General features: G+C 49.6%; 16 protein-coding genes. 14 read left to right on the top strand and 2 right to left on the bottom strand.

The genetic code is table 11. The features are described from left to right. The first annotated feature begins 126 nt into the window (after positions 1-126). The 3 genes from AC3RCL_RS21100 (at position 127) to AC3RCL_RS21090 (ending at position 2,610) form a co-directional block, all read left to right on the top strand. A complete protein-coding gene (locus tag AC3RCL_RS21100) occupies positions 127-1,332 on the top strand; it encodes a YonV family putative phage-derived protein (RefSeq protein WP_492531765.1) in 1,206 nt (401 codons plus the stop codon). Positions 1,333-1,347: 15 nt separating this feature from the next. Continuing rightward, positions 1,348-2,313, top strand: a complete 966-nt coding sequence (locus AC3RCL_RS21095) for a hypothetical protein (RefSeq protein WP_492531763.1) — start codon at positions 1,348-1,350, stop codon at positions 2,311-2,313. Positions 2,314-2,385: 72 nt separating this feature from the next. Next, on the top strand, positions 2,386-2,610 hold the full coding sequence (locus AC3RCL_RS21090) for a helix-turn-helix domain-containing protein (protein ID WP_404564300.1): 225 nt from the start codon (positions 2,386-2,388) through the stop codon (positions 2,608-2,610). Positions 2,611-2,719: 109 nt separating this feature from the next. Here AC3RCL_RS21090 and AC3RCL_RS21085 read toward each other — a convergent pair whose 3' ends face one another. Further along, complete coding sequence (locus AC3RCL_RS21085) at positions 2,720-2,908, bottom strand: hypothetical protein (protein ID WP_492531760.1); 189 nt, start codon at positions 2,906-2,908, stop codon at positions 2,720-2,722. Between the two features lie 292 nt (positions 2,909-3,200). On the opposite strand from AC3RCL_RS21085, the gene AC3RCL_RS21080 reads away from it, so the two are divergent. The 11 genes from AC3RCL_RS21080 (at position 3,201) to AC3RCL_RS21030 (ending at position 10,825) form a co-directional block, all read left to right on the top strand. Further along, positions 3,201-3,632 carry a hypothetical protein gene (locus tag AC3RCL_RS21080; RefSeq protein ID WP_492531758.1) on the top strand — a complete coding sequence of 144 codons (432 nt, stop codon included), beginning with the start codon at positions 3,201-3,203 and terminating at the stop codon, positions 3,630-3,632. A 38-nt stretch (positions 3,633-3,670) separates the two neighbouring features. Beyond that, on the top strand, positions 3,671-4,099 hold the full coding sequence (locus tag AC3RCL_RS21075) for a cold-shock protein (protein WP_492531756.1): 429 nt from the start codon (positions 3,671-3,673) through the stop codon (positions 4,097-4,099). Positions 4,100-4,192: 93 nt separating this feature from the next. Beyond that, positions 4,193-4,486, top strand: coding sequence for a hypothetical protein (locus AC3RCL_RS21070; RefSeq protein ID WP_492531754.1), 294 nt, complete (start codon positions 4,193-4,195; stop codon positions 4,484-4,486). Positions 4,487-4,619: 133 nt separating this feature from the next. Beyond that, positions 4,620-5,279, top strand: a complete 660-nt coding sequence (locus tag AC3RCL_RS21065; protein WP_492531752.1) for a hypothetical protein — start codon at positions 4,620-4,622, stop codon at positions 5,277-5,279. Positions 5,280-5,282: 3 nt separating this feature from the next. After that, positions 5,283-5,714, top strand: a complete 432-nt coding sequence (locus tag AC3RCL_RS21060) for a hypothetical protein (protein ID WP_492531750.1) — start codon at positions 5,283-5,285, stop codon at positions 5,712-5,714. A 48-nt stretch (positions 5,715-5,762) separates the two neighbouring features. Next, complete coding sequence (locus tag AC3RCL_RS21055; protein ID WP_492531748.1) at positions 5,763-6,032, top strand: hypothetical protein; 270 nt, start codon at positions 5,763-5,765, stop codon at positions 6,030-6,032. Beyond that, complete coding sequence (locus AC3RCL_RS21050; RefSeq protein WP_492531746.1) at positions 6,022-7,845, top strand: hypothetical protein; 1,824 nt, start codon at positions 6,022-6,024, stop codon at positions 7,843-7,845. The genes AC3RCL_RS21055 and AC3RCL_RS21050 overlap by 11 nt, the downstream gene beginning before the upstream one ends. Positions 7,846-7,913: 68 nt before the next feature. Then, complete coding sequence (locus AC3RCL_RS21045) at positions 7,914-8,420, top strand: hypothetical protein (protein ID WP_492531744.1); 507 nt, start codon at positions 7,914-7,916, stop codon at positions 8,418-8,420. An 11-nt stretch (positions 8,421-8,431) separates the two neighbouring features. After that, on the top strand, positions 8,432-8,896 hold the full coding sequence (locus AC3RCL_RS21040; RefSeq protein WP_492531742.1) for a phBC6A51 family helix-turn-helix protein: 465 nt from the start codon (positions 8,432-8,434) through the stop codon (positions 8,894-8,896). Between the two features lie 827 nt (positions 8,897-9,723). Further along, positions 9,724-10,410: a uracil-DNA glycosylase gene (locus AC3RCL_RS21035; RefSeq protein WP_492531740.1), complete on the top strand. Its 687-nt coding sequence runs from the start codon at positions 9,724-9,726 to the stop codon at positions 10,408-10,410. Positions 10,411-10,429: 19 nt separating this feature from the next. Further along, on the top strand, positions 10,430-10,825 hold the full coding sequence (locus tag AC3RCL_RS21030) for a hypothetical protein (protein WP_433939076.1): 396 nt from the start codon (positions 10,430-10,432) through the stop codon (positions 10,823-10,825). Positions 10,826-10,900: 75 nt separating this feature from the next. On the opposite strand, the gene AC3RCL_RS21025 is transcribed toward AC3RCL_RS21030, so the two are convergent. Further along, positions 10,901-11,977 carry an AI-2E family transporter gene (locus AC3RCL_RS21025; RefSeq protein ID WP_433939077.1) on the bottom strand — a complete coding sequence of 359 codons (1,077 nt, stop codon included), beginning with the start codon at positions 11,975-11,977 and terminating at the stop codon, positions 10,901-10,903. Positions 11,978-12,051 lie beyond the last annotated feature (74 nt).

The raw sequence follows: 12,051 nt of genomic DNA, 5'->3' as shown, positions 1-12,051 counted from the left end.
AGCCATGGAGCGATCCCAAGACGTATCTCATGTAGGCAATATTATAGAAGGCACGCTAGTCTTTAACGAAGTCACACGAAAAGAAGTCGCTTGGAGTAGTAGCACCAAATTTAAGGAGGCGGTCATATGACACAAGTAACGGTAATTGACTCGATAATGGGAAGCGGAAAAACATCGTGGGCGATCCAGCATATCAATGAAGCGCCGGCGCAGGAACGTTTCATCTATATTACGCCGTACCTGGACGAGATATCGCGTATTAAAGGGGCGGTAACATCGCGGCGAATTATCGAACCAAATAACCGGAATCATGCGCGGAAAAAGATGCACAGTCTCAAGGCGTGCATTGCGGCGGGCGACGATATTGCGGCCACTCACTCGCTATTTCAGACGGCTGACGAGGAGCTGACTGAACTACTTACCGGGGCTGGTTACACTCTTATACTTGATGAAGTCATGGACGTGATCGAGGCGGTGAACATAAGCCGCGCTGACATTCAGACGCTTCTGAAATCTGAACGAATAAAAGTAGAGGACAACCGCGTCATATGGGCCGACGAAGGGATCACTGAGACGCGCTTCAACGATATTAAGTATCTCGCCAAGGCCGGCAATCTCTTTTGTCATCGGGACAATTTCTTTATATGGACGTTCCCGCCCGCGATATTTAACGCCTTCGATCGTGTCATCGTCATGACATATCTTTTTGACGGACAACTACAGCGTTACTATTACGATCTGCACGGAATTAGTTACGAATACAAGTCCGTTAGAAATGCGGAGGGCGGTCGTTATGCGTTGGCGGATTATTGCCGCGAAAACGAAAGACGAGAAGATGTTATCCGCTTGATCGATATACACAAGGGGCCGATGAACTCAGTTGGCGATATGCATAATGCGTTTAGTAGCAGTCGATTCAGCTTTTACAGTGCAGATGTTTTCGCGCAAGTCAAACGGAATCTCAACAACTTTTTTCGTAATATATGCGGTGCCGCAAGTCACGAGATTTTATGGACGACTAAAAAGGATTATCGGTCGCGGCTAAGCGGAAAGGGGTATACGAAGTCGTTCCTTCATTGTAACGCGAGAGCAACGAATGAGTATGCGGATCGATGGGCGCTTGCATATGTGTTTAACCGGTACATGCATCCGTACGAGAGTGTGTTCTTTCAGGATAGGGGGATACCGATTAATCAAGACCTATTAGCGGTGTCCGACTTGCTTCAATGGATATGGCGGTCGCGTATCCGCAAAGGGGAACCGATAAAGTTGTACATTCCATCGAGCCGAATGCGTTCGCTGTTGATTGCGTGGAGTAAATACGAAATTTAAGGGGAGGAATTAAACATGGCCACAATCGCACCTGTTGCACGACCAATAACTCGCAAAGAAGTATTTCGCCGCCACAGCGAACATTTCTCGTCACTCCACGCGTCTAAGATGCCGGCGGAAGTCCGCGCTGCACTGCCGAACACAAAGCGGAAGCACTACCGTCTTTATGCGGGAACCTCGCAAACGGACCGGACAGCTATTGTCGCGGATATGGCCGATATCTCCGATCGGTACTTTCGGGAGACACAGCCGGACGGTTACGTTACGGAATACAGAAAGCCAGCTCGCCGTCCTAAGCTGCGTACACTTAACGCCTGCCAATCGCTCGAACTGCTTACGGATTATTTGTTGGCGGAAGATCATTCTAAGGGGCTGTCACTGCGCGATAAGGCCAAGATAGAAGCTGATGAGGATGAAGAGTATCCACCACTAGGAGCCGGAGCTCGTGCTTACTTAGACTACGTTTACTTTCTTGAATGCATCAGGGAAGGGTTGTCTGAAAAGGAGAGACGTCGGCTTAAGGTATGCGAGACCTGTCGCTGTGAATTTATCGACACATCGCCAGCCATTAACGCATTAGTATGCGGAGATAAATGCCGTCTCAAAAAGGATGCCATTCGTAAGCGAGTCGAACGCAACGATGACGATAGACTCAAGCGGTATCGCGAACGGCAGGCGCAGGAATACCCGTTCTACTCTCCGGTAGAATTGTACGAAATAACAACGCGGGGAGAGTCCGTTCGCGCGGATGTAATAGAAGCTGCAGATCGCGCTAGGATTAAGCAAGAACGAGGTAAACGTAAACCTACGAATGTGACGATGGACTCAGACCGCCAGTATTATCCAAACAATCATAAACGTTGGCGTTCGCAGAAGGAAGGGAAGGAGCTGGCCGGGGAGGTAGTAACGTATAATCTTCGAGATCAGCCTCTAACAGAAGAGTGGAAGAGCTGTCGACACCTCGGACATTTATCCTTATAGTTGGGAACGGATGTTCCTTATTTCTTATGCCTATAGTGTGTTATTTCTATAAAATTAAGGGGGTTTGTGATAATGAATGGGTTTGCAGTCCGTGCTATTAGAATTAAGGAGAACCTGACGCAGTCAGAGTTTGCGGAAAAATTACGCGTTAGTCCGTCGCTTATTTCCGGTATCGAAAGCGGCCAACGACGGGTTACAAGAGATATGCGGATTAAGATTGCGCAGGTTTTTGGTACTGGCGATGAGATAGACGAAGCGATTGCTCGAGCACGTGAGTCGGAGAAATGGGCGCATTAATTGGCGTCCTTCATATTTTTTTTGAAATCATCATATGAAAAAGATTATATTTACCCATTATTATAGTACACAAAAATCAAACGGAGGTCAAGACTTGGGGGACCAAATTTTAAAAAGAATCCAAACACTCGCCCGCAATCAATGCGCAGCCTTCACCGGTACTGACGGATGCCGATACGAGCCAAACGGCCAGGCACGCTGCCAATGGTTCCGGACTGATCCGCAGGCGCTGCCGTTCATTGAGGCCGGCGATATGCGGTGCCTGGAATTTGAACGCGCTGTGTTGCCGACTGATCATGAATTAGAATCGCGCTACTTTAACCGCGAAGAGAACACGGCCACATGCGAGCGCTGTTCAACTCCGATCGTTAAGACGTCGAACCGTACGAAATATTGCGGAGAGTGCCGCGAGATAAAACGTAAGCAAGGTGCGGCTGATCGGGCTAGGAAACGGTATTGGGCAGCCAAAATCTAACGTTTTAGGGCGTGAAAAACCGCGTAGTGGTGCGGGTTCTCAGGTGCTATTTTGCGGTGGTAGGGTAACGATGGCTTAAAGCTAGGTAGATGATTAGAACGAGGAGTTGAACGAAATGATTAGCGTAGATTACGGCGCGCGTTGGCCGATTAAATTCGAGCCGTTTGCAACGGATGAGGTGCCGGAGCTGTACGAGGAATTGATTAGATTTGTCGGCAGCCGGATCAATATCGAAACCTGGCGCGGCATGGATGACGTTAAGAAATGTCGGCTAATTGAAAAAATCACGATCGAATTTTGCAAGGAAACATCGCCTAAGAAGACATACGGAGTCGGACAGGCTATGGTGCGCGGCGGCATTATTGAAGCGCTGGACATTTTCGGAGGAGGCGGCAGTCAGTGGCTAAGCAAATACGGGTCGTATCAATCGAACCCATTGAGTATTACCGAAGACTCGTCACCTTGCGAGACGAAGACGGAACCGAGTATACGATTCATTACGGCGAGGCGGTCTCCGAAGAGTTCATACGTAGGTTCGCGCCGATGATGGTTACCGCAAAACATAAAAAACGGAGGTAATGAGGAATGAAATCATTTATCGAAGAATTTAAGTCGTTTATCAACACAAAAACATGGAGTGGCGGGGCAGGAACAGGGGAAGAGATCGAAATCATAGGACCAAGCCTTGGAAAAAGCACTCGCAAAAATAGTTTACAGCAAGCCGCAAGTTACCTCGGCAAAGACATCGGAAAAGCTCTCGCTACTGTAACAGTGGGGGTAGAAACAAGTTCGAATCGATTAACCGGTACCGTAATCAAGTACAACGACCCAGCGGGCTACGGTTTTGTTGAAGTACGTAGTACAGGGGAGCGCCTATTCTTCCATATTAAAGAGTCGATCGACCCCGGCCTCGGGTGGCTCTCATATGGGGAGAAAATTTCGTTTGAAATCGGGGAAGACGCAAAGGGCCGCAAACAGGCCGTAAAAATCACATTAATCGGAGGTAGAAACTAATGAGCAAGAAATTAAACGAGTTGCGGAAGCAGCGGTCACAGTTAGCCGCAAAATTACTGAAACTGAGCCAAGTTAAGAAGGAGGTAAAAACCAATGACTAAACCAGCAGATTACTACGTGTTACATCGGGTTTATGAGATCGGATTCTGCGAGTACGCAACGGACACCGTCGTCTTCATTGACGAACAGCCTACGCAATTTGAACAAGTATACGCGAATGTAAAACCGGAAGAGGCCGTCAATTATTCGCTGTCTGAGGCGGTAGAGTTTGCGCATAATGCGATCGGGCCGGAAGCGACATGCATCATCAATACCAACGGTTCGCCGTTCGTAGACTGGGCTTTATTCAACGCAACACAATACGAGGAGGAAACAGTATATGCATAACGTTTACATGCTTCAAGATCACGTAGACCACGACCAGACAAGACGCTTAGAAGGCAAGGCATACGCGGTCGATGCGGACAAGGCTCAGGACTTAGTGGCGCGAGGGCTCGCTGTTAAGGCGGACTTCCCAACGTTGGACAACATAAAGCGCAATATTGACCGCGCGGTCGAAATGTACAAGGAACACGCCGACCGTATCGATAAAAACGCCGTCATGAGTGCGCATGAGCGGCAATACTCCGTACTTAAAGCACGCGAAGCGCTTGACGAGAAGGTCGAGCAGCTAAAAAAGGACTACGAAACGGAGATCAAAGCGCTGACAGTCGTTGCGGCGCAAAATGCATTTAAGGCGGAAGCGCCCACCCCGGAAGCACAGGCGTTTGTTGACGGCGTACTCCTGCAACTTAGAACGGGCAAGGCGGAGGATGTCGCGGAGATGATCCGTACCCAATTGCCGACAATGCCAGCGGCTACAAAGGCTGAGTTAGTGCGCAGGTTTGATGAAATCGAAAAGTATGCGCCGGCAACCGTCAACTCGTCCGGATCTGTTAGCGGTAAGTCTGCGGGGGTATTCCGTTCCCTGTTGCCGGCACTTCGCGATAACAGTTCCGCACTTGAATACAAGATGCTGACTACGATTCAAAGAGACGGATCACCGGATATACCATACCGTCTCCTTAAGATGGAACACCGTACGTACAAGCCGGGTTATCTTGCGTCAGAGGTATTCGGTCAGTACAGATCGGACCGCGAATATGAGGCGGCTATGGCTGCGCTAAAGGCGGGTGAATAACCGATGGGTAAACGATTGAGATTGCCGCTTAACCTGCAGCTATTCGCGGAGGAAATAGAAGGCGAGGAACAACCGCCAGTCGAGAAGACATACACGCAGGAGGAGGTTGACGCCTTAACCGGTAAGATAGGCGAGTTAACAACGGCAATTAAGCGTCAGACGCTCGCCAAACTCGGATTGAAACCGGAGGAAATCGACTATGCAATCGAGCACATCGATGCGGACAACGAACGAGACATCCTGACCGCGATATCCCAATTTGGCGATGACTTGCCGGTTTTAGTCCGCGTTAAGCAATTGCAGCAATCGAGTTTTCACGGGGCTGACCCAAACCTTAATAACGGATTTAGACAAATGCCGAAGCAGATTGACTACGCCACCAGGGCTAGGCAAACAATCGATCGATTAACCGCAAGTGGAAAAATAAGAAGATAACGAGGGACCTTGGGGTCTCTCTTTTTACTTTATACGGAGGTGTGACAGGTGATTGATTTACAAAAAGCCGATCAACTAACGATCGAATCCGCAGAGTTGTACGACATGCTGATAAACGGCAAGCCGGCGGAGGAAGAATACGCCAGGCTTCGCAAAAAGTATGAAGACGTTGATATTTTCGGACTGCTGCCGGCGGTCTATGGGCTACGCAGTTACAGATACGAGAGTCGCGGATGGAGGCGCCAAAGAGAACGCATTTTTAAGAAGTCTCGGCGCTATTTAGCTTATTGCGAGGAGGCGCGTTATATTGTCGTTTGAATTAGTTGGTAAAATAAAGATTCGCGATGACGGTGCAAGTAAGGCTTTTAATGACGTCAATAGAGCCGCAGAACGTGCGCGTCGAGCAACGATGGGCTACAAAGATGCGAATGATGCTCTTAACAGAGCACAGGCGCATGTAACGTCAGAATCGCGGAGCCTCACTCGCATGTTAGATCGCGCTAAGTCGGCCGCAGTGGGCACCGGAAGGGCCGTAAGATCGAGCGCCGGCATGATGAGCGGTGCTGCGCGTTCAACGGCGGGCTTAACTCGGCAAGTGGCTGCGCTCGGGGCGGCCTATTTGACGGCGAGGGGCGCGAAATCGCTATTCGACAAAACTATCAGCGCAGCGGCGCAGTACGAGATGAGAGAAGTAACGGTCAAGGCGATGTTCGGCAAGGAAAGCGAGAAGAACGCCAGGCAGTACCTCGATTTCGTACAGAGCCGCGCAGATATCTCTATGTTCACGATGGACGACTTCCTAGACGCAGGTAAATCGTTCATTCCGACCACGAAAGATAATAAGCAGCTCGAGCGGATGATTAACCTGGCCGAACGTCTCGGCGCGATCGATCCTGAGCAAGGTCTGACCGGCGGTGCCTATGCATTGCGGGAATATTTCTCGGGCGACGCCGTATCTTTGGTGGAACGATTCGAGATGCCTCGTAGTGTATTGAATGCGTGGAAGGAGCTGCCGCTAGAAGAACAGTTAAAGAATCTTGATTCCTACTTCAATAAAATTGGAGCTACAAATGAACTCCTTAACGCTCAGTCGAAAACTTCGCTCGGCCAGTACCGCAAATCAATCGGCCAGATTAACCGCGCATTCCGCGAGATGGGCACGGAGGGCTTGCGCAAGATTAATCCGTTGCTCGAGGATTTTAACAAGTATCTGAGCGGTGAGAAGTTCAAAAAGCTCAAGGTATGGGCTACAGACGCGTTTAGCGGTTTGGTAAATGGTGCCGTGAACATGGTACGTAAGGCGACGGACTATATTAACCGTAATTTCATCGATAACCCGGAGTTTCAAAGTCTCGCACCGGAGATGAAGGTCCGCTATATCTTTAATAAGCTGTCTGATGATTTCACCGCATGGTATAACGAGTCCGGTAGGGCCAAGGTTGCGGGGATAGCGAGGAGCCTAACAGACACGTTGGCAGGCGCGCTTAAGGCATCCCAGCCGTTAATTGATGCGGCGATTAAGCTAGGCACTGCGCTCGGCAGCGGTATCATCCAGGGCGTGCTGTCCGATCCGTTACTCGCAACGTTACTTGGCGGTGGAGCTGCGGCTAAACTGTTCGGCGGTGGCGGAGATAAAGGCGGAGGTAAGGGCGGCGGCAAAGGTGGCGGAGGTAAAGGCGGTAAAGTCGCAGCATTAGCGATTAATCCGTATGTGCTCGGCGGTGGTGCTGCGCTGGCCGCGATGGGCTACAGTTCAAGCGTATGGGAAAGCGTGAAGAGTAATCCGGACTCGATCTATAGCTCGAAGGTCATCGGCGGAGGAAGCAACGCGCCAGTAGTACCAAACACAACGAAGATAACGGATTCGCAGGTTGACGCCCTGGTCGGACATTTGAAGGGTCATAACGGCGGATTGCAGAATGTTCCGTACAATGGATACGTTGCAAAATTACACGCTGGTGAGTCCGTTTTGACTCGCGAAGAATCTAAACGGTACCGTGGTGAGAGTGGCGCTAATTACGGTGACGGCGGTTCTGGTAACGTTGTTATAACCGGCAATACGTTCCATGTACGTGAGGAAGCCGATATACAAAAGATTGCGCGGCAACTGGCGTATGCGATGGCGAGATAATTAACACTTGCGGAATCATTGGCGTTTAACACTGCGCTAGTGGTTCCGCCTTTTTAGGAGGAGAGTTCTTGGTAGATATCGATCGTTTAAAGCAGAGAATAGAAGAGCATAAGGAGAGGACGCGAGATAAACGGATTGCTACAGGCTTGCCGGCTGAACGTCCATATATTGACGGATCGGAGGAGCTTAAACTCGGGTTGTACTCGCGACTACTACCGTTTAAACGTATAGCCGTTAAGTATCTGCAGATTAAACTTGCTGGCGGAACACCGAATATTGACACGAGCAAGCTGGTCCAATACCGAGAAATGACGGAGGTTCTTAAAAGCATAAAGCTGCGCGAACCGAAATCGTCAGACAATACGCTCCTGCATTTCAACATAGGGCGATTTGCTGCCGCATGTGTGACCGTCTTGGATATGATGGACGACCCGGAAGACAACCGACGTAGTTTAACCTTCGTTGTCAATTCCTTTAAATGCAACGTATCCGTCGGTAGGTATGATGACTCTGCGTTCGAAGAGGAATACGCCAAGGCTCGCGCTGCTTATTACGAAATAAAACACTTAATTTAGGGGGAAACAATATGAGTAAGATGCGTGTTATGTTAGAATCAAGACTATCGGAAGAACAACGGATCGCTGCGCAACGGATCATTGAGAATGAGTGGTCCGAGTTAACGGAAGGCGTTAAGAAAAAGACGTCGCAGGAATTGGCGAAGGATATCGGTATCGCCAGGTCTACGCTGTATAAATGGCGCCAAGACGAGGACTTCATCGCATACATGGCGCACCTGTCTGATTCGCGGCGAAATGAACGCCATGACGAGTTTAACCGCAGCTTAATCAAGGCAATTCGCGGAGGCAATAACGGAATCCCGTCCGTGAAGGCACTGGAACTGTACGCAAAACTGAACGGACTTGTGAAGAACGTGGATATCATCGAAGATAGACGGAGTATGGACGCAAGTGCGTATAAAACTAACGATGAACTCCGCCAGGAATTGGACGAATTAGATGCGTTACTTGCGGACACAGGCGGACAAAAATAGCGTTTCACCCGCCGCATGCCTGCGACAGGGACGCGCCTGCCAACTCGGGGGTCAACCGGTCATTTCGCTGTATAAACGGTGCATATTCGGTGAATAATGCGGAATATTACGTTTTGAATCCGGACGGAAAACGGAGAATGGCGTAACCACGCGGTTTATCGGATTCAGACATAGGAGCAAAATCCGAATTTTGTGTAAGTGCCAGCGCGTTAATGCGTTAAAGTATGACCGGGGGGCATGACCGAAATCGAGTCGCTCACCAGGCGTACGAGAAATCCGCGCAAAATTTTTATCTCGGGAGTCCGATTTTTATTTCGCAATAATTTTAACGATATAGGCGCAGTCTTAGCGGATTAATCTCCGTTCGGGGCTGCGCCTTTTTGCGTTATAATAACTGCTTGTACCAACGCGATATTTACCGTATAATAGAAAAACGTGAAACGCACAGTAGCGATGGGGCACGCTATAACATCACGGATAAATTAACGGTGAGGTCCTCGTGTACCTATCGCCGATTTAACGTATAAAACCGCTGTAAATCCGCAATGGGACTGCGTTAAGTGGTGCAAACCACTTAAAATCCTGCGGTAGGTGACTACCGTACGGGTTCGACCCCCGTCCTCGGCATTATAACAGCGTCTGGTATGATGCAAAATAAGTCGGCCCCTGTATGGGTGCCGGCTTATTTTTTAAATCGACGCAAATTCATCAGCGGGCGTTGTTCCTGCAGACCTAAGCGGAAGATGCCGCGTCCCGATTAAAGTGATCGCATTTCTTTTATGATTCCATGCTGACCTGCGTGAGGAGAAGGGAGAGGAGACATGCGGATGTTTAACAATGATTGGGACCTTATCCTGCAGGGAGAAGTGGATAAGCCTTATTTTCAAGCTTTGATGGAACGGGTGGAAGAAGAGTACCGGCGCAGTACGGTGTATCCTCCTAAGGAAGATATATTTCGGGCTCTGCAGCAAACATCGTACCAATCGACGAAGGTCGTTATTTTGGGACAAGACCCTTATCACGGTCGCCGGCAGGCGCAGGGACTGAGTTTCTCCGTCTCGCCCGGGGTTACGATTCCTCCGTCTTTACGCAATATACATAAGGAGCTTTCATCGGATCTGGGGATTTCGGCCCCGAATCATGGATCCTTGCAATCATGGGCGGACCAGGGAGTTCTGCTGCTCAATGCCGTGCTGACGGTTCGCGAGGGCGAGCCGAACTCGCATAAAGGCATCGGGTGGGAGACCTTCACCGATAAGGTCATCGCGAAACTGAATGAACGTGAAAGGCCCATAGTGTTTATATTATGGGGCAGTTATGCACAGAAGAAAGGTTCCTTCATAGACCGAAGCCGTCACAAGGTGCTTGAGTCCAGTCATCCGAGCCCGTTTGCAGCGCACAAAGGATTCTTCGGCAGCCGTCCATTTTCAGCATCGAATGCTTTTTTAATGCAAGAGGGTATGGATCCGGTGAATTGGGACATCCCGAACACGCCGGACGATGGAGATGAATAATCCGCGAGAGGTGACCTTCATGAAGCATTGGATTGGTCGTCATGTTGTCATTCAGCGTCTAGACGGGGCGAAAAGCACGGTTGAAGGTGTGCTGAAAGGGTGGGATCCCGTTCAGGAAAAAGTGGTTCTAGGCCCGGGCGAGCTTATCATTCCGTTTCGAGCCATTCATAGAATTATGCCGAGGAACTCCTATCCGGCCCTGAACTCCATCGGTTATATCGTGAGTCATACCATTCAATTCGATAATGCCGTTTATTTTGGATCCTGCGTCATGGTATGGAGGGGCAACCAGTTGGTGTCTTCCCAGGCCATCCTGACATCTCACGATGAGGATACCGTCACACTGTCGAATGGCACGATATTGCGTAAGGACGAGCATGATTTCGTGGTTCGATCCCTGCGCGGCAATGCGTGATTCTTTTAAAATAAAGGATGTCCCACTAGCCATCGCAAAGTTGGCGGGGACATCCTTTTTTGCTGTGAGGCGCCATCATGCGTCCTCTACTTTTTCGGCGAGGAACAGCTCATAAATTCGCACCGCGACAATTTTGATGATCATGTAGGCCGGAATGGCCAGCAGGATGCCGAGAAGTCCGAAGAAGTCGCCGCCTACAAGAATGAGGACAACCGTAGTCAGCGGGTGAATATCCAGCTGTTTCCCGTAGATGACGGGCGTCAGGATATTATCTTGAATCTGCTGGGCGATGACAATGACCACGACGGACCATATCGCGATGGAGGGTGATTCGATAAATCCGATGATGACGACTGGAATGGTCGCCAGCAGTGCACCGATGTATGGAATGAAATTCAAGAAGAAGGAAATCACCGTCAAGAGCAGGGAATAGGGCAGTCCGATAATCAAAAATCCGATATAGATCATGACGCTAAGTATAAGATTCAGGATCACTTTGCCGATAATAAAATTGCTGAGTGCCGTATCGATCTCGCCCAGCACCTCCTGGCCGTCGCGGCGGTATCGTCTGGGCAGGACGCTGAGCAGTCTTGGCGGAAGTTTGCTGCCTTCCTTCAGCATGTAGTACAAAATGATCGGAATCGTAGCGATAATGACAACGACGCCGGATACAACGGAAATCAGATTATTGATGGAATTGCTGATCCAGGTGATGATGCGGTTCATGTATTCCGTCAGGGAGGTCGACAATTCGGATTCCGTTGGTATATAGCGGGACCAGAATTGATTTTGTTGAAGCTGGTCGATCTGCTCCTCCACGCCCTCAACCAGGAAGGGGGCGTTGCTGATGAAGTTTTCGATCTGTTCACGGAGCGTCGGCCATACAACGATGCCAAAGATCGCGCAGAGACCGGCAAACACGAAATACAGCATCAGGACGCCGATGGATCGTTTGATTTTGCGTCGCTCCAGGTAGTCCACGATCGGCCTGAGCAGATAATAGAAGAAGCCGGCCATGGCCACCGGAACGATCAGCATGTTGAACATGGAGACGATGGGGCGAAACAAAAAGCTGATTTCGGCTCCGAGGTAGATGATTAAGAGCAGCGCGATTATGCCAAAGCATGTCCTGAAATATTTGCTCTGCATCATGGGCAATCCCTCCATAACAACGAGTAGGTAAAATACACGGGTACCATGTAACATTTGTATTTAACCAATTTGGA

This window comes from Paenibacillus sp. MT86, from assembly GCF_058792535.1.
The sequence above is the reverse complement of the archived record's forward strand: the minus strand, read 5'-3'. Positions and strand labels throughout refer to the sequence as shown.